Genomic DNA, 23,792 nt, shown 5'->3' with positions numbered 1-23,792 from the left:
TGCGCGGGCCTAGGGTGAAAGCGCTACAACAATTTGATGGGTATCGCGTTGCTCAAGCCATCTACTCATTTATCGGTCTTAACCCTCCTGGGCCCGATAAGCGCCTGGCGTTAACCCTGTCCATTTCTTAAACGCCCGATGAAACGCTGACGGCTCGGAAAACCCCAGTTGCTCGGCAATATCCTGAATCGCCAGCTCATCGCGCCCCAGGTGGTAAATCGCCAGATCGCGGCGCAGGTGATCCTTTAATTCCTGGAAACTCGAGCCTTCCTCGCGCAAATGGCGGCGCAGGGTTTGTGGGCTCATATGCAGTTGCTGGGCAACGGCATCCAGGTCCGGCCAGTTGCTGCAGTCGCGGCCGAGCAGGCGGCGGATTTGGCTGATCAGGCTGTCGCCGCCATCCGGGCGGGCCAGCAGGTCGGCGGGGGAGTGCTGGAGAAATTGCTTGAGGGTGCGCTCATCCTGCAGCAGCGGCATGGCCAGGTAGCGCGCGTGGAACAGCAGGCTGGTACGCCCGGCCGTGAAGCGCCGAGTGCAGGGAAATAGCAGCTCGTATTCGCCGGCGTGGGCGGGTTGGCTGTAGGTGAAGGTGGCTTCTTCCAGGCGGATGCGCTGGCCGATCAGCCAGCTGCCGAGGCGATGCCAGATCACCAGCAGGCTTTCCACCAGAAAATGGTCGGGATCCCACAGGGTCGAGTCGTCCACGCTTAGCCGTGCCCAGTCGCCTTCGCGCTGGATGCTGATGGCCGGGGCTTCGGGGAACAGGCTGTAGAACAGCGCGCCGCGGCCCAGGGCTTTTTCCAGTGAATGGCAGTGGATGATCGCGTAACACATCATGGCGAAGGTGCCGCGTTTGCTGCGCAGGCGGCCAAAGCCCAAGTATTCGTCGTCGAGGCTTTCCCACAGCAGTTGCATAAGGCGGGCGAATTGCTCGGGGGCGATGCGTGCACGGGGTTCGTCGAGTAGCGCCGGTTGGATGCCCAGTTGGCGCAGCAGCGGCGTGCAGTCGTGGCCCTGGCGTTCGGCACCGCGCAGGGCGGCGCGGACAAAGTGGCTGGCGATGGTGCGTTCGCGCATGACGGTTCCTAGTGGGTTAGCAGGCCGTTGAAAAATGTTGGCGAGGCAGGCAAGACGAGGCAAAAACGGCCGAAAAAGCGGAGTTTACGTGCTGTAAATGAGCATTTGATTCGCTTCGCTCCCACCTATGGGGCCGCGCTGAAGCGCGTTCAGCCTTACGGCTGTGAGGCCGTTTTTAACGCAGTATTGCCAACGCAGGTAGTTTTTCAACGGCCTGTTCGCCGATGGTAGGCAGCTGACTGCGCCGCCGACAAGCCGGTCGAGCGATTGGGTCAATCCAGGCTGAGCGCATGGGTCATTGAGGCGGCGGGGGCGTGGGGCCTAACCTGCTGCACGACTTCAGCTCTGGGAGCACAGCCGCATGCAGCGCCTTATTTTCGACACCGAACACAATATGTTCCGCGACGCGTTTGCCGCCTTTCTGAAAAAGGAAGTGGTGCCGCATCAGGATGAATGGGAAGCAGCCGGCGTGGTCAGTCGCGAGGTGTGGAAGAAGGCCGGTGACATGGGCTTTCTGCTGCCCTGGGCGGATGAGGAGTACGGCGGTGCTGGGCTAAAGGACTTCCGCTACGAGCAGATCATGTGCGAGGAGCTGGCCAAAATTAACGAGCCGGGCTTTATGTTGCCGCTGCACTCGGCGCTGTGCGGCCCCTATATCGCCGAGTACGGCAACGCGGAGCAGAAGGCGCGCTTTATGCCGGGCATTATCAGCGGTGAGCTGATTCTGGCGGTGGCGATGACCGAGCCGAGCGCCGGTTCCGACCTGGCGGGCATGCGCACCAACGCGGTGGATCAGGGCGACCATTACCTGCTCAACGGCTCCAAGGTGTTTATCTCCAACGGCTTGTTGGCCGATGTGGTGATCGTCGCGGCCAAGACCGATCCGGCCAACAAGCACGCCATGGGCCTGTTTCTGGTCGAGCGCGGAATGGAAGGTTTCGAGCGCGGCAAGAACCTGGAAAAACTCGGCATGAAGAGCCAGGACACCGCCGAGCTGTTCTTCAATAACGTCAAGGTGCCCAAAGCCAACCTGCTGGGCGATGCCAAGGGCGGCTTCTTCTACCTGATGAACATGCTCGCCCAGGAACGCCTGACCAACGCCTGCGGCGCGGTGGCAGCGGCCGAGGCGGCGTTGCAGGTTACCATCGATTACGTGCGCGAGCGCAAGGCCTTCGATCGGCCGATCTCGCACTTCCAGAACACCCGTTTCAAGCTGGCCGAGATGCGCACGCAGATCGACGTGGCGCAGGTGTTTGTCGACCGCTGCGTAACCGATCACAACGAGAAGAAACTGACCCCGGAAGTGGCCGCCGAGGCCAAGCTGTTCACCACCGAGCTGCTGTGCAAGGTGGTCGATGAGGGCGTTCAGCTGCACGGCGGCTGGGGTTATATGTGGGAATACCCGATCTGCAAGATGTACGCGAACGCGCGCATTCAACGCATCTTCGCCGGCACTTCGGAGATCATGAAAGAGATCATCAGCCGCGGCATGAAGCTCTGAGCAACAGCGCTTTTAATCGGATCTAGCCATTAAGCGGCTTTTGTAGCGTGGGTTAGCCGTATGCCAGCATTGCCAAGGACTACGCCACTCTGGCTGCGGCGTAACCCACCATCGACGCAACGCGTTCTATCGTCTGGTGGGTTACGCGCCGCGCCACTATCGCAGTTGGCTTGTCGAGCAGTATTCGGTGTCGCTAACCCACCCTACAGCGCAATATTTAGTTTCCCAGGAGTTAATCCGAGCGAGTACCGGATTGTTGTTCAAGGGCTAACGTTCATCTCGGCAAAACAATAAGAACGAGGGATTGCGATGACTGATCAACTGCCTCTGGAGCGCCTGGCGCTCTGGGTTGAGAAACGCCCGGATGCGGTCTGGCTTAGCCAACCGGTAAACGGCCAGTGGCATGACTTCACCTGGGCCCAGGTGGATGATCAGGCACGGCGCATGGCTACGGCCTTGCAGGCGCTGGGCTGCGCGCCGGGGGATCGGGTGGCGCTGCTGGCTAAGAACTGCGCCGAATGGATCATCGCCGACCTGGCGATCATGCTCGCCGGGCTGGTCAGCGTGCCGTTGTATCCGCTGCAATCGGCGGAAAGCATCGACTACGTGCTGCGCCACTCGCAGTGCAAGGCGATCTTCCTCGGCAAGCTGGATGAACCGGCCAAGCTGGCCCCGGGCATTCCGGCCGAGGTCATGCGTATCGCCATGCCGTATCCGACCATTGAGGCAAACCACGGCTGGCATGCCTTGCTGACAGCGCATCAGCCGTTACGCGATGGCCACACGCAGGCGCCGGATGAGTTGCTGAGCATCCTCTATACCTCCGGCACCACCGGCCAGCCCAAGGGCGTGATGCTCTCGGCCAAGGCCTTTGCGATTGCCGGCGGGCGGGCGGTTAAAGAGCTGCAGATTACCGAGCAGGATCAGTACTTCTCCTACCTGCCGCTGTCGCATGCCGCTGAACGTTTTCTGGTGGAGATGAATGCCCTGTACAGCGGTGGGCGGGTGGCTTTTGTCGAGTCGCTGGAAACCTTTGCCAGTGATTTGCGCCATGTACGGCCGACCGTGTTCTTCTCCGTGCCGCGCTTGTGGACGCGCTTCCAGCAGGGCGTGCTGGAGAAACTGCCGCAGCCCAAGCTGGCGCGGTTGCTGGGCATTCCGTTGATCGGCGGCCTGGTCTCACGCAAGATTCGCAAAGGTTTGGGGCTGGACCGCGCGCGCATTTTGGTCAGCGGCGCGGCGGCAATTCCGCGTGCATTGCTCGATTGGTATCAGAGCATCGGCATCACCATCTGCGAGGGCTACGGCATGACCGAGCACCTGGCCTATGGTTGCTTCAACCGGCCGGGGCAGGTGCGTTTCGGCACCGTGGGCCGGCCGATGCCAGGTAATGAATTGCGCATCGCCGAGAATGGCGAAATTCTTCTGCGTTGCCCGAGCCTGATGCTGGGCTACTACCAGGACCCGGAGAAAACTGCGGAAACCATTACCGATGGTTGGCTGCACACCGGCGACAAGGGCGAGGTCGACGCGGCCGGTTACCTGAAAATCACCGGGCGGGTGAAGGACATCTTCAAGACCAGCAAGGGCAAGTACATCGCCCCTGCACCGATTGAAGGCGAGATCGCCAAGAACCTCTGGGTCGAGCAGGTGTGCCTGATGGGCAGCAATATGGATCAGCCATTGGCGCTGATCGAACTGTCGCCAGCGGCTCGTGAGCACGCCCGTGAACAGGTGGCGGCCGACCTTGCGCATACCCTGCAGCAGCTTAATGCTCAGCTTGAGGCCCATGAGCGGCTTAGCCATTTTGTGCTGGTGAGCGAGGCCTGGACCGTGGATAACGGCTGCATGACCCCGACCATGAAAATCCGCCGTAATGTACTGGAAGCACGCTTTGCCGATCAGCTAGGCGAGCTGGATGCCAAGCAGCCGCTGCATTGGCAATAGCTGCACTGCGCAGGATCGGGCGGACCGCGCAGGTTGAGCGCAGCGATACCCATCGGCGTTAACGATTACCCCAAGGAGCTGTTATGTCAGGCCCGCTGTCGTCACTAAAAGTGCTGGATTTCTCCACCCTGTTGCCGGGGCCGTTTGCCTCGCTGTTACTGGCCGATATGGGCGCGGAGGTGCTGCGGGTCGAGTCGCCTTCACGCATGGATCTGGTGCGCGTACTGCCGCCGCACGATGGCGGCGTATCGGCCAGCCATGCCTATCTCAATCGCAACAAGCGCTGCATCGCCCTGGACCTGAAACAGGCCGAGGCGGTGGCGATGGTCAAGCAGCTGGTGGCCGAGTACGACATCGTGCTGGAGCAGTTTCGCCCTGGGGTGATGGACAAGCTCGGCGTGGGCTACGAGGCGCTAAAGGCGATCAACCCGAAGCTGATCTATGTGTCGATTACCGGCTACGGCCAGAGCGGCCCGTACAAAGACCGCGCCGGCCACGACATCAACTACCTGGCCTTGGCCGGTATCGCCAGCTACACCGGCCGGCGTGAAACCGGGCCGTTGCCGCTGGGCATTCAGGCGGCGGATATTGCCGGCGGCTCGCTGCATGGGGTAATTGGCCTGCTCGCGGCAGTGATCCAGCGCCAGGCCACGGGGCTGGGCCAGCAGGTAGACATCAGCATGACCGACTGCGCCTTCAGCCTGCACGGCATGGCCGGCGCGGGCTATCTGGCGGCCGCTGTGGAGCCAGCGATGGAAAATCAGGCGCTGAATGGCGGCAGCTTCTACGACTACTACCGCACCCGCGACGGGCGCTGGTTCTCGGTCGGCAGCCTGGAGCCGCAGTTTATGCAGCAGTTCTGCGCCGCCATCGGCCGCCCGGAACTGGCCGCGCGCGGCTTGTCGCAGAAGCCGGAGGATCAGCAAGCGCTTAAACGCGAAATCGAAATCGAGTTCGAGAAGCGCGATTTTGCCGAATGGGGCCAGGTGTTCGCCGGGCTGGATGCCTGTGTGGAACCGATGCTCAACCTAAGCGAGGCGGTCGAGCACCCGCAGATCAAGGCGCGCGGCCTGGTTACCGAAGTACCGCGCGCAGGCAACGCGCCACAGGCGCAGATCGCCTGCCCGATCAAGTTCTCCAGTGGCTTGCCCGCCCCCCGACATATCGGCGCAACCCTGGGCGCGCATACCAGCGAAGTGCTGACGGAGCTGGGCTACAGCACTGAGCAGATCGCCCAGCTCAAGGCGGCCAAGGTGGTCGCTTGAGCCATCGGGCAGGCCATCAGTTGCAAAGGTCACTCGTCAAACGCTGATTTTTCCGGCATAAGCCTGGGGCATTCGAGCCAGCTGACTGTTCGGGAACGAAAAATATGTATCACGGGGAACGCTTCAACGCCTGGACGCATCTGGTCGGGGCGATTCTGGCCTGCGCGGGGGCGGTATGGCTATTGGTGTTAGCGAGCCTGGATGGCGAGCTTCGCAAGATCATCAGCGTGGCGATCTATGGCCTAACGCTGGTGCTGCTCTACAGCATCTCGACGCTGTATCACAGCGTGCAGGGCCGGGCGAAGGTGGTGATGCGCAAGCTCGATCACCTTTCGATTTACCTGCTGATTGCCGGCAGCTATACGCCGTTCTGCCTGGTGACCCTCGAGGGCACGTGGGGCTGGACGTTGTTTGGCATTGTCTGGACGCTGGCCGTGATCGGCATGTTGCAGGAGATCAAGCCGCGTTCCGAGGCGCGCGTGCTGTCGATTGTGATCTACGCGGTGATGGGCTGGATTGTGCTGGTTGCGGTCAAACCGCTGATCGCTGCGCTGGGCATGGCGGGTTTTATCTGGCTGGCCGGCGGCGGAGTGCTGTACACGGTGGGCATCATCTTCTTCGCCTATGACAGCCGCTTCCGGCACTGGCACGGCATCTGGCACCTGTTCGTCATGGGCGGCAGCCTGATGCATTTTGTCGCGGTATTGCGTTACGTCCTGTAATTCCAACGGGGGTTATTCGACCCGCTGTTCGCCGGTAAAGCTCAAGGTCACCTTGCAACGTCGGCAGTAGTAGCGCCGGCCTTTGCTGACCAGCGAGTGGCGTTGGGCAGAGAAGGGGAACTCGCCCTGCGGGCAGCTGCAACGGTAGATATAGCGGTTGACCGTGCGCCGCTGCACGGCATAGCTGTGGCAGCGACTGGGTGGCAGCTCATACACGCCGCGCATAATCAGCTGCCATTCCTCACCATGGGGCTGGATTTTCAGGCCAAACAGTTGATGCGCGATCAGGTGCGCCACTTCGTGGGGCACGGTCTGCTTGAGGAAGTCTTCGCGATTTTCCCGGTACAGCTGCGGATTGAAGCGCAGCTTGTTTTCCGTCAGGTGTGCCACGCCGGCTTTTTGCCCACGCAGCTTGAAGCTCACCTCGGCACGGGCAAAGGGGCGCTTAAAGAAAGCTTCGGCTTGTTGATAACAAGCCTCGACACGGGCGTGGAGTTGTTCGGGCATGGCTAAAGGTGCTGAAAATCGCGGGGTGGCGATTATGCCGCAAGCGTGGTTTCCGTGCAGGCATCACTCGCGGCTAGGCTCCAGCGCACGTTCCTCTCGAGGGCTGTAGCCTTGATCCTGTAGCACATTGCGCTCGTAGGTGGGCTCGAGCGTGTAGGTCCAGAACAGGATCATGCTGACCATGATGGTGACCACTACGAGCAACGCAATGCCCCAGGTCGATGCTGCGTAAAGAAAGCCTTGGTAGTGGCTGATGCGCATAAAACGCGGCAGACCGATGTAAAGCAGGTAACTGGCAACTGCCCCTGCTATCAGCAGAACCGTGATGGCCACCCAGCGGCTTGGATAGAGCGCCCCGAGTCCGGCAAGAAAGAAGGGAGTGCAGGTATAGGCCATGAAACCGATGCACTGGTTGAGCGTTGGCCTGGCGTCGAAGGTGCGCGACATCCACCGCAGGAAAAATCCCATGATGGCGGTGCCGATGATAATCGACAGATAAAGCAGCACGCTTAGCTGCAGGGCGCTGGGCAGGTCCAAGCGCACTCGTTCCCGGTCCACCAGGCTCCATCCGACCCAATAAGTGCCGATAAACATGCATACCGCGGGCAGTAGGCTGAACAGCAACAGATAGGGGAGGTAACTTTTACTGTTGTGTTCTTCATCTTGGCGAATGGCCGCCCAGGCTTGGTCGGGGCGTGTGATCAAGGCGTAGAAATTCGCAAACATGGGGACCACCATCTGTCACCGGCGCGGCCTTTCCGCTGCCTCACAGAGTTTTGGAACCAGCATCTCCCCTTGGGGTTCAACCAAAATGCCAGCGCAGCCTAGCCAACATTGAAAAGGCCGCCCTTAGGCGGCCTGATGATCACTGCCACGCTTTTAGCTGGTGTAGACCGGTCCAACTCCAAAGCCCCAAAGAATTACCGAACTGGCAATCATCGCAACCAGTACCACCAGCCCCACTGCCAGTACCGAGCTGGAGAACATAAAGCCTTCATCCTCGGGTATCCCCATAAAGGTCGGTATCCCGACATAGAGCAGGTATACCGTGTAACAAATGGCCGCCGTGCCCACCACCATGGCCAGCCACAGATGTGGATAGAGCGCTGCCAGCCCGCCGATAAACAGCGGTGTTGCGGTATACGCGGCAAATACCACGCACTGGGTCAGATTCGGACTGGCGTCGTAGGTGCGCGCCATCCAGTGGATAAAGGCTCCCATCACTGCTACGCCGACTAGCATTGCCAGGTAGGTCATGACGGTCATTTGCAGCGCACTGGCTTCGGTTAGCATCACCGGCGCTCGACTACCAATGGCCCAGCCAACCTGGGTGGTGCCAATGTAGGCCGAGACAGCGGGGATGGCCGCAAGAATCAGAATATGAGTGAGGTACATGTGGCTGATGCTTTCTTCTTCGCCACGGATTTCCTGCCATTCCTGGTCGGGATGGGTAAACAGCCCCAAAACATGATGGATCATGTTAGATCTCCTGTTGTTATAGCGGCCGTCCCCCAGTACAGCGCCTGAACCGCATGCACAGCGTTATCAGGTGCGTTACCAAACCTATGCGACCGTATGTCGCAGTATAGGCAGCCATTAATGAGGGAAAAGGCAGGGCGTTAGAGCAAATTGGACTCTCAAACGCGGCCGTAATAGCGTTCGAGGATTTCCATGGCCTTGTTGATTGACTGCAGGCGCGCCGTGTTGCCGCCGCGATCGGGGTGATGGAGGCTCACCAGTTGTCGGTAGCGGTGCTTGATAGTGGCGAGATTGAGCGTCTGCTCGCAGCCTTCAAGTTCGAACAGTTCCAGCGCTGCCTGTTTGTCTTCGCTGCCATGCATGCGCGTCCAGAAGCTAAGCAGCAGTTTGGCCACATCCTGTTCGTCGGTGTCGTTGAGCTGGCTGAGATCGAGGTAATAGTCGCGTAGCGGGTCGTGCTCGCTCAGCTCGGCGCTGCCGGGCTGGTAGGGCAGTAACTGGATATTCAGTGCGCTGATCTGCAGATAACCGCTCTGCGCCGCCCACAGCCGTTCACGCAGGCGATAAAGGGCATTGAATAGCAGGAAATGGGTGCGAAACAGCGCCAGCTTGTCGGTCAGCGGCAGATTGGGGATATGCACGCACTGGCGGGCTTTGAGTAGCTGGATCAATTGATACTCGCCCAAACCCTCAGGGGCAGCGCGCAGCAGCTGATGCAGTTGTTCGGGCAGGTCGAGGCCCGGATCGAAGTCGTCGTTCATCGGCGCAGCCTAGCATTTCACTTTGATTGGGGTAGGGCGCGTCGCGCTTTCTGGGTAAAATGCCGCACTTTTCGTAGCCTCCGGATTCCAGCGCACCATGGGCACCCTCTCGGTCAATCAGAACAAACTGCAAAAACGCTTGCGTCGTCAGGCTGGCGAAGCCGTTGCCGACTTCAACATGATCGAGGATGGCGACAAGGTCATGGTCTGCCTGTCGGGCGGGAAAGACAGTTACACCATGCTGGATGTGCTGCTGCACCTGCAGAAGGTTGCGCCGATCAAGTTCGAGATTGTTGCGGTGAATATGGACCAGAAGCAGCCAGGCTTCCCCGAACACGTGCTGCCAGCCTATCTGGAGTCGATTGGTGTGCCGTACCACATCGTCGAGAAGGACACCTACTCGGTGGTCAAGGAGAAGATCCCGGAAGGTAAGACCACCTGCTCGCTGTGCTCACGCCTGCGCCGCGGCACGCTGTATACCTTTGCCGATGAGATCGGCGCGACCAAGATGGCCCTGGGGCATCACCGCGACGACATTCTGGAAACCTTCTTCCTTAATATGTTCTACGGCGGCACGCTGAAGGCCATGCCACCCAAGCTGCGCGCCGACGATGGCCGTAACGTGGTGATTCGCCCGCTGGCTTACTGCAACGAGGCGGATATCGAAGCCTACAGCCAGCTCAAGGAGTTCCCGATCATCCCGTGCAACCTCTGTGGTTCCCAGGAAAACCTGCAGCGCCAGGTGGTCAAGGAAATGCTGCAGGACTGGGAGCGCAAGTCGCCGGGGCGCACCGAGATCATGTTTCGCGCCCTGCAAAACGTGGTGCCCTCGCAGCTGGCTGACCGCAACCTGTTCGACTTCAAGAGCCTGAAGATCGATGACAGCGCCACGCCGCGCTTTCTCGATGTGATGAACCTCTGATCCTGCGGTTTCCCGGCTTAAGGACTGCCTGATGCGCGATTACAAATGGCTTAACGAGTATTGCCTGAACCGCTTTGGTTCGGCCGCTGCGCTGGAGTCGATCCTGCCGCAGCCGCGCAGTGCCGACGAGCTGCGCGCAATCAGCGATGATCGCTACCTGTCGACGCTCAGTCTGAGGATTTTCCGCGCGGGCCTCAAGCACAGTCTGGTGGACGCCAAATGGCCGGCGTTCGAGCAAGTGTTCTTTGGTTTTGATCCAGAGAAAGTCGTGCTGATGGGCGCCGAGCGTCTGGAAAATCTGATGCAGGATGCGCGCATCATTCGCCACCTGGGCAAGCTCAAGAGCGTGCCGCGCAATGCCCAGTTTATTCTTGACGTGCGCCAGGAGAAGGACAGTTTCGGCGCGCTGATCGCCGACTGGCCGGTAACCGACATCGTCGGCCTGTGGAAATTCCTGGCCAAGCAGGGCAGTCAGCTCGGAGGCTTGTCTGCGCCACGCTTCCTGCGCATGGTCGGCAAGGACACCTTTATTCCCAGCGATGACATGGTCGCTGCGCTCAAGGCGCAGAAGATCATCGACAAGCCGCCGACCAGCCAGAAAGACCGAGCAGCGGTGCAGGCGGCGTTCAATCAGTGGCATGCCGAAAGCGGCCGGCCGTTGTGTCAGTTATCGGTAATGCTCGCGCATACCGTCAACCACTGAGCAAGTGGGGTAGGGTGGATGATGATTTTCCATCCACCATGGCGATGTTGCGGTGGACGAAAAGAGCGTCGTCCATCCTACGCATGAGGGTTCGAGATGGACGAGGTCATTACCCGCGTTGCCCAAGCAATCAAACAGGCTGAGCGCATTCTGCTGATTACCGGTGCTGGGCTTTCCGCCGACTCCGGCTTGCCCACCTATCGTGGTCTCGGTGGCCTGTATAACGGCCACACCGCCGAAGGCTTGCCGATTGAGCAGGCGTTGTCCGGTCCCATGCTGCAACGCGATCCGGCGCTGTGTTGGAAATACCTGGCGGAGCTCGGCAAGGCTTGCCTGGGCGCCCAGGCCAATGCCGGGCATTTAGCTATCGCCGAGTTACAGCGCAAGAAGTCGCAGTGTTGGCTGCTGACCCAAAATATCGATGGCTACCACCGCGCAGCGGGCAGCCCGATGGAGCGGCTCATTGAAATTCACGGCGAGATGGCCCCGTTGTATTGCCAGTCCTGCGGTGCAATCGATGGCGAGCTGGCGCAGCATCTTGAGCGGCCGCTGCCGCCCCGATGCGCCCAATGCGCTGGGGTGCTGCGCCCGCCGGTGGTGCTGTTTGAGGAAATGCTCCCCGAGCAGGCGATCGACACGCTCTACACCGAGGTGCGCAAAGGCTTTGAGGTGGTGATCAGTATCGGTACCAGCGCGAGCTTTCCCTATATCGTCGAGCCGCTGCTGCGTACCCGTCAGGCGGGTGGCTTTACCGTGGAGGTCAACCCGCAGCGCACCGAATTGAGCGGCCGGGTGGATGTTCATCTGCAAGGGCGGGCGTTAGATGTTTTACTGGAACTACTGAGTCACATTTAGAGCCATAGAATTTGCAAATGCATGTCATAGAGGGCATAGTCGCGCTCTTATGAAATTCATCGACACGGTCGTGCCCATGCTAAAACGCCTCGCACCCCTCGTGCCTATCGCACTCTCCCTGGTTATGGCCGCCTGCGCCAACCATGCTCCACAGCCGGAGCTGGCAATCCAGCCCGCAGTGTTCTCCTCGACAGATCTTGCCGAGTTTGACGAACAAGCCAAAGAAGCGGCTCTGGGCGACTTCTCTGAAGACAAATCCTACAAACTGCCGCAACTGGCTGACAGCATCCTGACCCATGGTCTGTCGCTGGTGGGTACCCGTTATCGCTATGGCGGCAGTTCGGTGAAGTCGGGCTTCGATTGCAGCGGCTTTATCGGTTATCTATTCAAGGAAGAGCTGGGCATGAAACTGCCGCGCTCGTCCCGCGACATGATCAATATTGACGCACCGCTGGTATCGCGTGACGAACTGGAACCGGGCGATCTGCTGTTCTTCAGTACCAATGGCCGAAATCGTGTCAGCCATGCCGGCATCTATATGGGCGATAACCAGTTTATTCACTCGAGCAGCAGCCGTAGCGGCGGCGTGCGGGTTGATAGCCTGGATGATCGCTACTGGTCGCGCACCTTTATCGAAGCCAAACGCGCCCTGGCGCTGGCTCCGAGCGAGTCGGTCGTGCGTCACCCATGAGCCTTATCAGTGGCGACTGAACCTGTTCGGTCGCTGCGATTAACGGATACTTCAGGCGCATCTCGATAGTTTTCAATAGCCTGCCAACCAAAGCTAAAGCTTGCACTACGATGTGCAAGCCGGCAGAGTAGAGCGCATCCCGGCTCAGGATCGCTCGTCCATGACCGCTATCGCCCGTCTCAGCCTGCTGGTGCTTGTCGCGCTGCTTAGCGCGTGCTCCAGTCGCGCCCCCGCTCCAACTCCACAGCCAGTGGTGCATGCACCTATCGGCAGCTTTAACGGCAATGCTGAGGATGTGCTGTTTCGCGCCCTCGGCCTGGTCGGCACACCCTATCGCTATGGCGGCAATACCCCGGATGGCGGCTTTGATTGCAGTGGCCTGATTGGCTACGTCTACCGTGATGCGGCGGGCATCGCCCTGCCGCGCTCGACCCGCGAGCTGATCAGCATGCGTGCCCCGACTGTCGGCCGCGACCGTCTGCAAAGTGGTGATCTGCTGTTCTTTGCCACCAATGGCGGCAGCCAGGTCAGCCACGCCGGCATCTATGTCGGCGATGGTCGTTTTGTGCATGCACCGTCCAGCGGTGGCACCGTGCGCCTGGACAGCCTGAGCAATACGTATTGGCAGCGCACCTACCTGAACGCCAAGCGCGTATTCACCCCGGAGTTGGCGCGTAACCCCTGAGAACCTGTCTACGATCTGCTGCGCGTCGGCCATCCGGCGTTAAAAATAGCCTCGGAATGCTCATTTACAGCTCGTAAACTCGTGTGCGAGCCCAGTCCGCTTCCTCGGCGCTTTGATCAGCCAGAGGCTGTTACTACGTAGCGCCTTGTCTGGCTCTAGCTCGCGTGATCGTAAACAGGTTCTGACAGCTTTGGTTTGCAGAGGGAGTTGGCATGACCAACCGAACACTCAATCTTGATTCAGCCCTGTACCAATATCTGCTGGATGTTTCCCTGCGTGAAACACCGCTGCTCAAAGGTCTGCGCGAGGAAACTGCGCAACTGAGCACCGCACGTTGGCAGATTGCCCCTGAGCAGGGGCAGTTTATGGCCTTGCTGGTACAGCTGACGGGGGCGCGGCGGATTGTTGAGGTCGGCACCTTTACCGGCTACAGCGCCATCTGCATGGCCCAGGCCATGCCCGAGGATGGTCGGCTGATCTGCTGTGATATTCCAGGCGAATACAACGCCACCGCCGAGCGTTACTGGCGTGAAGCAGGGCTCAGTGCGCGTATCGAACAGCGTCTGGCTCCTGCGTTGCAGACCTTGGCCGCGCTGGAGGCTGAAGGTTTGGCTGGCACTATCGATCTGCTGTTTATCGACGCTGACAAGGCCAACTATCCGGCCTATCTGGAACATGCCCTGCGTCTGGTGCGCCAAGGGGGGCTGATCCTGTTCGATAACACCCTGTGGAGCGGGCGTGTGCTTGAGGAGAACCCTGAGAGCGTCGACACCCGAGCGATTCAGGCGCTCAATCTGGCGCTGCGCGATGATCCGCGTATCGATCTGTCCTTGCTGCCATTGGGCGACGGTCTGAGCCTGTGCCGTAAACGCTGAGCCCGTATGCCTGAGCCGATTCGCCTACCCGAGCAGCCCGATGTCTGCGAGCTCTGCGCCCGCGCGGCCGCTCTGACGCGCCATCACCTGATCCCCAAGGCGCTGCACAACAAGGTTTATGTGCAGAAACGCTTTGGCAAAAGCGAACGCATCAGCGCCACGCTCTGGGTCTGCCGCGCGTGCCACAACCAGATTCACCGGCTGTTCAGCGAGAAGGAGCTGGCGCTGACCTATAATAATCGCGACAGCCTGCTCAGCGACGAACGCCTACGTACCTTTGTCGAGTGGCTGGCGAGCAAGCCTGCGGGTTTCAACCCGCGGCATTGAGCTTCTGCGCGCAGTCATCGCTGCCGTCGCACGCGTTCAGTCGTCCAAGTGGATGATTCCGGCCCGTACGGCATAGATAACCAAGCTGGGGAGGTCATTGATCTGCAGGCGCTTCATGATTTGCGCGCGGTGCGCCTCGACGGTTTTCACGCTCAGTTCCAGCCCTTCAGCGATTGCCCGGGTGGAGACGCCGCGACTGATTAGCCGCAATATCTCGATCTGCCGTTGAGTCAGCGCGTGTTCATGCGCCGCCTGTGTGCGCGACAGGGCCTGCGCGATCACCGGTTGGGCGATAGCGGAACTTAGATAGCGTTCGCCACGGTCGATCGCGTTAAGCGCCATATGCAGTTCGGACATGGCGGCATCCTTGAGCAGATAACCGTGGGCGCCTGCTCCAAGTGCGGCGAGCACGACCTGGGCTTGCGAGTGCATTGAAAGCATCAATACCCGCGAATCTGGCGCGACGCTCTGCAGATCCTGTAACGCGTCGATTCCGCTGGTGCCATCCAACGAGACGTCCAGCAGGATGATATTGGGCTGCAGCTCCTCGGCTAAGGTAATCGCGTGTTGGGCATTCTGCGCTTCACCGACTATTTCGTAATCGGGCAGGTCGTGGATCATCGCCCTGACGCCCGCACGAATCAGCGCATGGTCGTCGACCAACAGTAGCCGACAGCTCATCCGTCGCCTCCTGTCGCGGTCCGTTGTTCTTCGGTAGCGGTAACTTTATTGATGGCGGTGTGCGTGGCTGCTCGATAGGCTTGGCAACCTTGCCACGCGGCGACCATCGGTAGCGGTCGAGTCATGGTTCGCCTATTTGCTGCGATGGATCTATTGAAAGTGAGTGGCTTGGGCCATAAAGGTTCGACTGGATTTTCTGTGGCGGGATGCGCTGAGAGGCATCGACTGCTGACACAGCACTACGTGGCTTGAGTGCCACCCGGCTGCTTGTGAAAAAGCGTTTTGCGGTGTTTTTGCTTGTTACCCTGGCATATAGCACGAGTAGCACCTGCCTCCCTGCGGCTTAACAACGCGCGTACTGCACGATCAACTTAGGCAGATTATTCAGGGATTCGCAAGTTTGCGCCGCATTCATGCGTAGCGCCTCTTTGGGCATGCCGAACACCACGCAGCTGGCTTCGTCCTGGGCGACGGTCCTGGAACCAGCCTCGCGCATAGCCAGCAAGCCGCGGGCGCCGTCGTCTCCCATGCCGGTCATGATCACCCCAAGCGCATTTTGGCCGGCGTGCTTGGCCACGGAGCGAAACAGCACGTCCACCGATGGCTTGTGCCGGTTTACCGGAGGACCGTCGAGTACCTCGACGAAATACTGCGCGCCACTGCGCTTGAGCTGCATATGCCGACCGCCGGGGGCAACCAGCGCCAGGCCGGACCGGACCCGGTCCATGTGCCGCGCCTCGCGCACTTCGATGGCACAGACCTGGTTCAGCCGCTGGGCGAAGGCCGCGGTAAATTTCTCCGGCATGTGCTGGACGATGACGATACCGGGGCAATCCACCGGCAACTGGCGCAGCACCACTTCCAAGGCCTGGGTTCCGCCGGTGGACGTGCCTAGGGCCACCACCCGGTCGGTGGTAGAGATCAAAATCGGTGCTGACGACGTTTCCGTCGTACGGGGCGTTTCGCGCGCTGGTGGTGCCGCGCCGCTTCGCGCCGGCATCGCGTGGGGATGGCTGCGTGCGGCGATTTCGATCTGCTTGATCAGCTCGCCGGAGAGCTGTTGCAGGCTCTCCTTGAGGCCGACCTTGGCTTTGGTGAAGACGCCAACAGCGCCCGCCGCCAGCGCGTCGAGGGTGATGGCTGCGCCCGCTTCGGTCAGTGTGGAGCAGATGATTGCGGGGGTCGGGTGCTCGGCCATGATCTTGCGCAGGAAGGTGATGCCGTCCATGCGCGGCATTTCCACGTCGAGCACCAGCACGTCGGGCCAGCGCTTGTGCATTTTCTCCAGGGCAAAGATGGGATCGGCCGCCTGGCCGATCACCTCGATGCTGGGGTGATTGGCCAGGCAGGCTGTCAGCACCTGGCGCACCAGTGCCGAGTCATCGACGATAAAAACCTTGATCATGCCGAATCCTTCATAGGCGTTCGAATACGGATGGGCGTACGTTACGCAGCGGCAGGTTCAGGCCATGCAGACTTTCCGCATGGCCGATGAATAACAGGCCGCCTGGACGCAAGCGTTCAACCAGACGGGTGACAATTGCCCGCTTTTCGTCGGCGGCGAAGTAGATCAGCACATTGCGCAGGAAGATCACATCGAACGGGCCGAGCTCCTGGGGCAGCGGCCGGGTCAGGTTGACCTCGGCGAAGCTCACCCGCTGGCGCAACGGCTGTCCGACGCGAAACAGCCCATCGCTGTCGCCGATGCCGCGCAGACAGTGGCGCTCTAGCCAGCCGGGGGGGAATTTCTGCGCCTGTTCGAGTTTGTAGGTGCCCTGACGCGCCTGGTCCAGCACGCGGCGGCTCAGGTCGCTGGCAAAGATCGACCAGTCGCCCTTGGCCCGCTCGCAGGCGGTCATGGCCATGCTGTAGGCCTCTTCCCCCGATGAGCTGGCCGCGCTCCAGAGTTTTAGCGGGCCGCGCTGCTGCGCCAGCCAGTCGCCGAGCACCTGGAAATGCTGCGGCTCGCGAAAAAAATAGGTTTCGTTGGTGGTCAGCAGGTCAATGACCTTGCGTCGCTCTTCCTGTTGCTGTGGGTCTTCCAGCAGGCGCAGGTAGTCGGCATAGCTGGTCAGCTCCAGGCTGCGCAGGCGACACATCAGGCGGCCGGCCATCAGCGTGCGCTTCTGCTCGGCCATGACGATTCCGGACGCCTCCTGCATCATCTGCTGGAGGCGGCGGAAATCGTGGTCGCTGAGCCTGGGCAGGTTGCTAGCCGGCATCAGCCAGCCTGCTGGGCCAGGCTCAACTGGCGAATATCATCCAATGAAAGCACCCGGCGCACGTCGAGAATGATGGTAAAGCCGCGGTCGTCGCGGGCCATGCCGGAGATGAAATCGGTGCGCAAGCCGGCGCCGAACGGCGGAGCTGGTTCGACCTCGTCCGCGTCGATATCCAGCACCGCGTCCACCGCATCGACCACCAGGCCGATGCGTTGTACCTGATCATCCAGCGGCAGCTCGATGATCACGATGCAGGTGCGCTTGCCCGGCTCGGTCAGCTCCAGGCCGAAGCGTGCCGCCAGGTCGAGTACCGGCACCACGTTGCCGCGCAGGTTGATGACCCCGTGGATAAAGCTCGGCATCATCGGCACCGTGGTGATCTGCCCGTATTCGATGATCTCGCGGATCAGTTCGATGGGCAGGGCGAAGCGCTCCTTGCGCACCCGAAACGACAGGTGCTGGATGCTGCCGGGGGCGATTTCCGCCAACAGCGCGTGTTGTGAGTTCATGGCGGTCGGCCTCAATTGAAACTGACGAATTGGCCTTCATCTGCAAGCGCCGGAGTCGCCTTGCGGGCAACTTCGCGGTGCAACGGACGGACGTTGTTCGGCCGCGGTTCGACGCGCTGGGTTTTGCCGGCCGGTGCGTTGTCCAGGCGGAAGTAGCTGATCAGTTCCTGCAACTGGCTGGCCTGGGCGTTCATCTCTTCGGAGGTGGCTGCCAGTTCCTCGGAGGCCGAGGCGTTTTGCTGGGTGATCTGGTTCATCTGACCCATGGCGATGTTGATCTGGCTGGCGCCCGTGCTCTGCTCCTGGGAAGCCGCAGTGATCTCCTGGACCAGGTCCGAGGTCTTCTGGATGTTCGGCACGATTTCATCGAGCAGGCGTCCGGCCTGTTCGGCCAGTTGCACGCTGTTGCTCGCCACGCCGCCGATTTCCTGGGCGGCTACCTGGCTGCGTTCGGCCAGCTTGCGCACTTCGGCAGCCACCACGGCGAAGCCTTTGCCATGGTCGCCGGCACGGGCGGCTTCGATGGCGGCGTTCAGGGCCAGCAGGTTGGTCTGGTAGGCGATGTCATCGATGATGCCGATCTTGTCAGCGATCTGCTTCATCGCCACGACCATTTCACGTACGGCGCGGCCGCCTTCGACTGCGTCGTTGGCCGCTTTGCCGGCAATGCCGTCGGTGATCTGTGCGCTTTCGGTGTTCTGCGAGATAGAGGCGGACATCTGCTCCACCGATGCGGTGGTTTCTTCGACGCTAGCGGCTTGTTCGGTCGAGGCCTGGCTCAGCGATTGCGAGGTGGCGCTGACTTCTTCGGAGGCCGACGATAAGGAATCGGCAGCGCTGCGCACATCACCCATGACGCTGCGCAGGCGCTCGGTCATGTTCTGCATCGAGGCAAGCAGCTTGCCGGTTTCATCACGGCTGTCGACCTCGACCTGCACACTGAGGTCGCCAGCAGCCAGGCTGTCGGCGACGCTGACGGCGCGGTTGAGCGGACGGACGATGCTACGGGTGACAAAGATGCCGATGGCAAAACCAAGCAACGCTGCGATCACCACCAGGCCGATCATCTGGGTACGGGAGCTGAGGTAGATGCTGGTGATTTCATCACTGGCTGTGCTGGCGCTTTTGCGGCGGTATTCCACCACGTCGCTGAGCAGGTCATCGACCACCTTGCCGCGTTGCATGAGTGCTGGCATCAGGTCGCTGACCGCGGTGCGTTCGACGAGCTGACCGCTGCCGAGGTGCATGCTGAGTACCTGCTCAAGCACCTGGTTGTACTGCTGCATGGGTTCGGCGAGCTTGCCGATCACGGCGCGACCTTCGTCGGTGGTGAAGCTCGCCGTTGCCTGCTCGACCAGGGCTGTAGTGTCCGCCATCGCTTTGCGACTGGCCTGCGCGGCCGCATCGCGTTCTTCAACGGTGCTGGCGAGCAGCGAGCTGCGCAGCGCCCGGCCGGCGATGATCAGGGTGTAATTGGCATTCTGGATGGTATTCAGGCCAACTAGGTCGCGTTCATACATGTCGTTGGACAGGTCGTTGACGTGGGACAGGTTGCGGATGCCGATCAGTCCTACCGCGATGGTCAGGATAACCACCAGGGTAAAGCCGGCAATCAGCCGTACGCCGATCTTCATGTTTCGAATGAATTGCATGGTGGTTCTCCTAGATGCCCTTGAGCTCTTGACGCAGGTGTGGGGTACGGGTCTCGGCCGACTGGCCGTCGATGTTCTGTTGCAGGTGGCGGAACAGGCTGGCGATATCGAGGATCAGGGCCACTTGCCCGGAGCCCAGGATGGTCGAGCCGCTGATGCCCTGCAGGTGCTGAAACAGCAGGCCGAGCGGTTTGATAACGGTTTGCAGCTCGCCGTGCAGGCTGTCGACGATCAGCCCGGCCTGGTGCCGGCCGTAGTTGACTACGACGATGTTGCGGCGCTTGCTGCGGCTGGTCGGTAGGCCGAAGTGCGCGGTCAGGTCGACGCAGGGCAGCGGCTTGCCCCGCAGGCTCAGGTGGCCGTATTTGCAGTCTTCGAGCTGGTGGTGATCGAGCTCAAGGCATTCGGTTACCAGGTCCAGCGGAATCACGAAATATTCCTCGCCAAGGTTGACCAGGAAGCCGTCGATGATCGCCAGGGTCAGTGGCAGGCGGATGCGGAAGGTGCAGCCGATGCCCGGCCGCGAATCGATCTCGATGGTGCCGCGCAGGGCGTCGATGGCGCTGCGCACCACGTCCAGGCCGACGCCGCGGCCGGACAGGTCGGAGACGGCTTCGGCCGTGGAAAAGCCGGCGGCGAAGATCAGCATGTGGATGTCATGTTCGGCCAGGTTGGCCTGCGTATCGATCAGCCCGCGGGAAACGGCCTTTTCGCGGATGCGCTCGGTATTCAGGCCGTGGCCGTCGTCGGCAACTTCGATGACGATCATCCCCGACTCGTGAAAGGCGTTCAGGCGCAGATGGCCTTCGGCAGGTTTGCCGGCGGCCAGGCGCTGTTCGGCAGACTCGATACCGTGGTCGATGGCGTTACGCACCAGGTGCGTCAGCGGGTCGGCTAGCTTGTCGATCACTGACTTGTCTAGCTCGGTGTCGGCGCCGCGGATTTCCAGGCGGATGTCCTTGTTCAACTGCTGGCTGACATCGCGAACGACGCGGTGGAAGCGGTTGAAGGTGTCGCCGATTTCGATCATGCGCAGCTTCAGTGCCGCTTCGCGAATCTGCTCGACGTGCTGGTTAACTGTCTGCGCACTTTCGATGCACTGGCTGTTGCCCTGGGTCTGCGCATGCAGCTGGGCGCCGGCGGCGCTAATCACCAACTCGCCGACCAGGTTGATCAACTCGTCGAGCTTGTGCGCGGCGACGCGGATCTGGGTGTTTTCCTGGGCCTTGCGCTCGCGTGAGGATTGTTGCTTGGCCAGTGCCGCATTAACCACCTGCGGCGCCACCAGGCCTTCCTCGACCAGAACGGCGCCGAGGGCCGGCTTCAGCTCATTGGCTTCGGCCTGTACCGCCAGCCCTTGTTGCAGCTCGTGTTCGGTCAGCAGGCCGCTGGCAACCAGGATGCTGCCGATTCGTGCGTCGGTCTCTGGCAGCTCGTGGATCAGTTGCAGGTAATCGTCGAGTGCGCTGTTGGGCGGCAGGATACGCAGGGTGCAGAAATCGCGAATAAAGGCGAATACGTCTTCGATTTCCGCCTTGCTTGCCTCGCTGCACAGGTCGATTTCGAAGCCCAAATAGCACTGCTCTGGATCGAGCTCGTCGAGCGTTGGCAAGGTGTCGTCGATCACCTGCAGATTGAGGATCTCTCCCAGCTGTTGCAGGTAGCGGATAAAGCCCGCAGGGTCGAAGCCGTTGCGCAATAGCTGGTTGTCGAAGCGCAACGAAATATGCCAGACGCCTGGGGCGTTACAGTCAGCGCAGCGCGCGAGACGGCCGCGATTGCTGCAATCTTCTTCGATAATATCGATCAGCGCCGGTGCGATGGTTCCGCCGCCATGCTCGTTGAGCGCTTCGAGCAGCTCGCTCTGGTGGCTGGTGTCGACCGGCAGCTCACCGCTGGCCGCATCAATCAGCTCGACCATCGAGGCGATTTCGTCCAGGCAGCGCAGCATTACCGAGATCAGCTCTGGGGTCAGGCTGCGCTGGCCGTCGCGCACCGCCATCAACAGGTTTTCCAGGTGGTGGGTGAAACTCACCAGTGGCGTCAGAGAAAACAGCCCCGCCGAGCCTTTGAGCGTGTGCATAGCGCGAAACAAACCGTTGATCGCTTCCTGATCCTCGGGTTGCTGATCCAGTTGTAACAGGTACTCCTCGGCCTGTTTGGTCAGGTCGCGGGCTTCCTCGATGAAGCCCAGCAGCAGCTGGCTCCATTGTTCTCCATTGAGCATCGCGTGGTCCTGTCAGACTGAGGGGGAGGAGCGGTACAGGACCTGCAGACGCAACAGGTCGAGCAGGTCACGCAACTCGGGACCGGGCTGTAGCAGCTGCAGCTCGGCGCTGTATTGGCGCAGGTGTTTGTCCAGGGCCAGCAGCAATTGCACGCCAGCGCTGTCGAGCTCTTCCAGCGCCTGAATATCGAGCGTCCAGACACCGGGTGCAGGTTCGGCGGCAGCCGCCAGCAACGCCTGGTGAGCGTCGCGGGCTTCGTAGATGGTCAGGCTGCCGCTGAGGCTGTAGGCGGCCGTATCGTGAGTGGTCAGCTGGTACATATCAGCTGGCCAGCTTGTCGACGGCCGCGAGCAGCTGCTGCGGCTGGAAGGGTTTGACGATCCAGGCTTTGGCGCCGGCCGCTTGCCCCTCGGCCTTCTTGCCCTGTTCGCTCTCAGTGGTGAGCATCACGATTGGTGTGAAGCGGTACTCGTTACGGGTTTTGACCTCCTTGACCAGACCGATGCCGTCCAGGTTGGGCATGTTCACGTCGCTGATGATCAGATTGATCTTTTGCCCGTTGAGCTTGGTCAGGGCGTCGCGCCCGTCGACCGCCTCGATAACCTGGTGGCCTGCGCCGGTCAGGGTCATCTTGACCAGCTGGCGCATGGAGAGGGAGTCATCGACGATCAGAATGGTTTTTGCCATGGCACAGGCTCCGGCTTACGAAGAGAAAAAGCGTCAGAAAAAGGTGACTTCGGTTTGGCTGGCACGGCCAGCCTTCTTGACGCCGCGCTCTTCGTCGGTGGTGAATTGGCGGCGTAATTCGTCGAGCCATTGCTGCGGCTTGGCGATGATCGGGTCCTGCTGTTCGATGGCGCGTTGCAGGCGTTCGAGATTGAGCTGAAGATGGTCGAGCATCTGATCGGAGCGGTCCTGGAACTGCAGGCTGACGATGATTTCCTGCAAGGTGCTCTGGGTGGAGCGGGCGTCCTGTTGCAGTTCGCGGGAGGTGTCGGCGAGTGCTTCGAGGCTGTGGCTGAGACCCTTGATGATGTCGCCCGAGACTTGGTCGAGGTAGCGCAGGTTGCTTTCCTCGCTGCTGGAAAGCTCCTCAGCCGCGCTCACCGTGGAGCGGATCGCCTTGTTGATCTCGCCGACCTTTTCCACCATGCGCTGACCGGTTTCCGCGGACAGGCTGGAAAGCTTGCGTACCTCGTCGGCGACCACCGAGAAACCGCGGCCATATTCGCCCGCACGGGCTGCCTCGATGGCGGCATTGAGCGCCAGCAGGTTGGTCTGGCTGGCGATGTCCTGAACGTGTTTGGACATCGCCTGCAACTCGCTGGCGTAGCTGTTGAGGTGGCTGATGGTGGCGAGCAGTTCGTTCTTGTGCACGCTGGCGGCGTGGAAGGCGGTGGTGACTTCGTCGAGACGCCGCTGCGCCTGCCGCAGGCTGTCGGTCATGCCGGCGTTGCCGGTTGCGCTGTCAGAGCGGCTCAGGGTCTGCTCCAGGTGCTGGCCAAGGCTGGCGAAGCGCTCGAACAACTGGCCGACATTGAGGGTCAGCAATTGCCTGATCTGTCCCAGGTTCTGGTTCCAGGCCGGCAGAACGGCGCGCAGCAGAGGTTCGCAGTCTGGTGAAGACGGCGCCTCGACAACCTCGATTTGCGGCGCGACGGCGACGGTTTGCGGCCGCAGGAACAGCGCGGCGATTGCCGTGAGCAGGGCGCCCACGCCACTCACCCACGGCAGGCCGAAGCCAAGCCCGGCCAGACAGATGACGATTCCCAACCAGAGAGTGCAATAGGTCAACACGGCGAGTTTTCCCACGAGTTCGAATGCTGGGAAAGATAGGAGTTCGCCGTGGCAACGGAATATAGGGGAAACCCCTACACCGCCTAGGGGTTTCCATCTGAAGGCCCGAACAATCGACGTTTGACGCCCAAACCCGAACTCTCTACCCTTCGCGCCTTGTAACAGGTGCCCCCCAACGCTGTGCGTGTGCGGGGTGAAACTGGGAAGTCGGTGCGTTGTGCGTTTACGCCAGTCATTCCGACGCTGCCCCCGCAACGGTAAGTGAGTCAATCGCCGCAAGTGCCACTGTGCTGTATGCATGGGAAGGCGCGGCCGAGAGCCTTGACGGTTCGCTCACAAGCCCGGAGACCGGCCTGTTGCAGTCCACGGCATCGCGGAGGGCGATG

25 protein-coding genes and 1 riboswitch are annotated in these 23,792 nt (G+C 60.9%); of the genes, 11 read left to right on the top strand and 14 right to left on the bottom strand.

The genetic code is table 11. The features are described from left to right. Positions 1-78 precede the first annotated feature (78 nt). Complete coding sequence (locus AACY25_RS11070) at positions 79-1,077, bottom strand: AraC family transcriptional regulator (protein WP_339524530.1); 999 nt, start codon at positions 1,075-1,077, stop codon at positions 79-81. 361 nt (positions 1,078-1,438) lie between these two features. Here AACY25_RS11070 and AACY25_RS11065 point away from each other — a divergent pair, with 361 nt between their 5' ends. The 4 genes from AACY25_RS11065 (at position 1,439) to trhA (ending at position 6,512) form a co-directional block, all read left to right on the top strand. Next, positions 1,439-2,578, top strand: coding sequence for an acyl-CoA dehydrogenase family protein (locus tag AACY25_RS11065; protein WP_339524528.1), 1,140 nt, complete (start codon positions 1,439-1,441; stop codon positions 2,576-2,578). Positions 2,579-2,887: 309 nt separating this feature from the next. After that, the gene (locus AACY25_RS11060) at positions 2,888-4,525 is read left to right on the top strand and encodes an AMP-binding protein (RefSeq protein ID WP_339524526.1); all 1,638 of its coding nucleotides are present in this window, start codon (positions 2,888-2,890) and stop codon (positions 4,523-4,525) included. Positions 4,526-4,608: 83 nt separating this feature from the next. After that, a complete protein-coding gene (locus AACY25_RS11055) occupies positions 4,609-5,790 on the top strand; it encodes a CaiB/BaiF CoA transferase family protein (RefSeq protein WP_339524524.1) in 1,182 nt (393 codons plus the stop codon). A 104-nt stretch (positions 5,791-5,894) separates the two neighbouring features. After that, a complete protein-coding gene (trhA, locus tag AACY25_RS11050; protein WP_339524523.1) occupies positions 5,895-6,512 on the top strand; it encodes a PAQR family membrane homeostasis protein TrhA in 618 nt (205 codons plus the stop codon). 12 nt (positions 6,513-6,524) lie between these two features. Here the strand turns inward: trhA and AACY25_RS11045 are convergent, their stop codons facing one another. The 4 genes from AACY25_RS11045 to AACY25_RS11030 all read right to left on the bottom strand — a co-directional run bounded on the left by AACY25_RS11045 (position 6,525) and on the right by AACY25_RS11030 (position 9,259). Beyond that, the gene (locus tag AACY25_RS11045) at positions 6,525-7,019 is read right to left on the bottom strand and encodes a SprT family zinc-dependent metalloprotease (protein ID WP_339524522.1); all 495 of its coding nucleotides are present in this window, start codon (positions 7,017-7,019) and stop codon (positions 6,525-6,527) included. 63 nt (positions 7,020-7,082) lie between these two features. Continuing rightward, positions 7,083-7,745: a Yip1 family protein gene (locus AACY25_RS11040; RefSeq protein WP_339524520.1), complete on the bottom strand. Its 663-nt coding sequence runs from the start codon at positions 7,743-7,745 to the stop codon at positions 7,083-7,085. Positions 7,746-7,898: 153 nt separating this feature from the next. Further along, on the bottom strand, positions 7,899-8,498 hold the full coding sequence (locus tag AACY25_RS11035; protein ID WP_339410702.1) for a Yip1 family protein: 600 nt from the start codon (positions 8,496-8,498) through the stop codon (positions 7,899-7,901). A 158-nt stretch (positions 8,499-8,656) separates the two neighbouring features. Continuing rightward, positions 8,657-9,259: a DNA-J related domain-containing protein gene (locus tag AACY25_RS11030; protein ID WP_339524518.1), complete on the bottom strand. Its 603-nt coding sequence runs from the start codon at positions 9,257-9,259 to the stop codon at positions 8,657-8,659. A gap of 97 nt (positions 9,260-9,356) precedes the next feature. Between AACY25_RS11030 and ttcA the strand changes: the two genes are divergently transcribed. From ttcA to AACY25_RS10995, 7 genes are all read left to right on the top strand, one after another. Further along, positions 9,357-10,181, top strand: a complete 825-nt coding sequence (gene ttcA / locus AACY25_RS11025) for a tRNA 2-thiocytidine(32) synthetase TtcA (protein ID WP_090253070.1) — start codon at positions 9,357-9,359, stop codon at positions 10,179-10,181. 31 nt (positions 10,182-10,212) lie between these two features. Continuing rightward, a complete protein-coding gene (locus AACY25_RS11020; RefSeq protein ID WP_339524517.1) occupies positions 10,213-10,884 on the top strand; it encodes a DNA-3-methyladenine glycosylase I in 672 nt (223 codons plus the stop codon). A gap of 96 nt (positions 10,885-10,980) precedes the next feature. Beyond that, complete coding sequence (locus AACY25_RS11015; RefSeq protein ID WP_339524516.1) at positions 10,981-11,739, top strand: NAD-dependent deacylase; 759 nt, start codon at positions 10,981-10,983, stop codon at positions 11,737-11,739. Positions 11,740-11,809: 70 nt separating this feature from the next. Continuing rightward, positions 11,810-12,430 (top strand): C40 family peptidase, encoded by a 621-nt coding sequence (locus tag AACY25_RS11010; protein ID WP_445262151.1) that lies wholly within the window; start codon positions 11,810-11,812, stop codon positions 12,428-12,430. 160 nt (positions 12,431-12,590) lie between these two features. Further along, positions 12,591-13,115: a C40 family peptidase gene (locus AACY25_RS11005; protein WP_339524512.1), complete on the top strand. Its 525-nt coding sequence runs from the start codon at positions 12,591-12,593 to the stop codon at positions 13,113-13,115. Positions 13,116-13,327: 212 nt separating this feature from the next. Then, the gene (locus tag AACY25_RS11000; RefSeq protein WP_339524509.1) at positions 13,328-13,990 is read left to right on the top strand and encodes an O-methyltransferase; all 663 of its coding nucleotides are present in this window, start codon (positions 13,328-13,330) and stop codon (positions 13,988-13,990) included. A gap of 6 nt (positions 13,991-13,996) precedes the next feature. Beyond that, the gene (locus AACY25_RS10995; RefSeq protein ID WP_339524508.1) at positions 13,997-14,317 is read left to right on the top strand and encodes a hypothetical protein; all 321 of its coding nucleotides are present in this window, start codon (positions 13,997-13,999) and stop codon (positions 14,315-14,317) included. 36 nt (positions 14,318-14,353) lie between these two features. Here AACY25_RS10995 and AACY25_RS10990 read toward each other — a convergent pair whose 3' ends face one another. The 9 genes from AACY25_RS10990 to AACY25_RS10950 form a co-directional block, all read right to left on the bottom strand. Next, on the bottom strand, positions 14,354-14,998 hold the full coding sequence (locus AACY25_RS10990; RefSeq protein ID WP_339524506.1) for a response regulator transcription factor: 645 nt from the start codon (positions 14,996-14,998) through the stop codon (positions 14,354-14,356). A 343-nt stretch (positions 14,999-15,341) separates the two neighbouring features. Continuing rightward, positions 15,342-16,403 (bottom strand): protein-glutamate methylesterase/protein-glutamine glutaminase, encoded by a 1,062-nt coding sequence (locus AACY25_RS10985; protein WP_339524504.1) that lies wholly within the window; start codon positions 16,401-16,403, stop codon positions 15,342-15,344. Positions 16,404-16,413: 10 nt separating this feature from the next. Then, positions 16,414-17,220, bottom strand: a complete 807-nt coding sequence (locus AACY25_RS10980; protein WP_339524503.1) for a CheR family methyltransferase — start codon at positions 17,218-17,220, stop codon at positions 16,414-16,416. After that, positions 17,220-17,729 carry a chemotaxis protein CheW gene (locus AACY25_RS10975; protein ID WP_339410722.1) on the bottom strand — a complete coding sequence of 170 codons (510 nt, stop codon included), beginning with the start codon at positions 17,727-17,729 and terminating at the stop codon, positions 17,220-17,222. The genes AACY25_RS10980 and AACY25_RS10975 overlap by 1 nt, the downstream gene beginning before the upstream one ends. Positions 17,730-17,740: 11 nt before the next feature. Next, a complete protein-coding gene (locus tag AACY25_RS10970; protein WP_339524501.1) occupies positions 17,741-19,381 on the bottom strand; it encodes a methyl-accepting chemotaxis protein in 1,641 nt (546 codons plus the stop codon). 10 nt (positions 19,382-19,391) lie between these two features. Then, complete coding sequence (locus tag AACY25_RS10965; protein ID WP_339524500.1) at positions 19,392-21,608, bottom strand: chemotaxis protein CheA; 2,217 nt, start codon at positions 21,606-21,608, stop codon at positions 19,392-19,394. Positions 21,609-21,620: 12 nt separating this feature from the next. Next, on the bottom strand, positions 21,621-21,929 hold the full coding sequence (locus AACY25_RS10960; protein WP_339524498.1) for an STAS domain-containing protein: 309 nt from the start codon (positions 21,927-21,929) through the stop codon (positions 21,621-21,623). A gap of 1 nt (position 21,930) precedes the next feature. Then, positions 21,931-22,296: a response regulator gene (locus AACY25_RS10955; protein ID WP_339410726.1), complete on the bottom strand. Its 366-nt coding sequence runs from the start codon at positions 22,294-22,296 to the stop codon at positions 21,931-21,933. Between the two features lie 33 nt (positions 22,297-22,329). Continuing rightward, positions 22,330-23,055, bottom strand: coding sequence for a methyl-accepting chemotaxis protein (locus tag AACY25_RS10950; RefSeq protein ID WP_445262150.1), 726 nt, complete (start codon positions 23,053-23,055; stop codon positions 22,330-22,332). Between the two features lie 497 nt (positions 23,056-23,552). Then, positions 23,553-23,777: riboswitch (cobalamin riboswitch) on the top strand. Positions 23,778-23,792 lie beyond the last annotated feature (15 nt).

This window comes from Pseudomonas sp. EA_35y_Pfl2_R111, assembly GCF_963970955.1.
Classification (GTDB): domain Bacteria; phylum Pseudomonadota; class Gammaproteobacteria; order Pseudomonadales; family Pseudomonadaceae; genus Aquipseudomonas.
The sequence above is the reverse complement of the archived record's forward strand: the minus strand, read 5'-3'. Positions and strand labels throughout refer to the sequence as shown.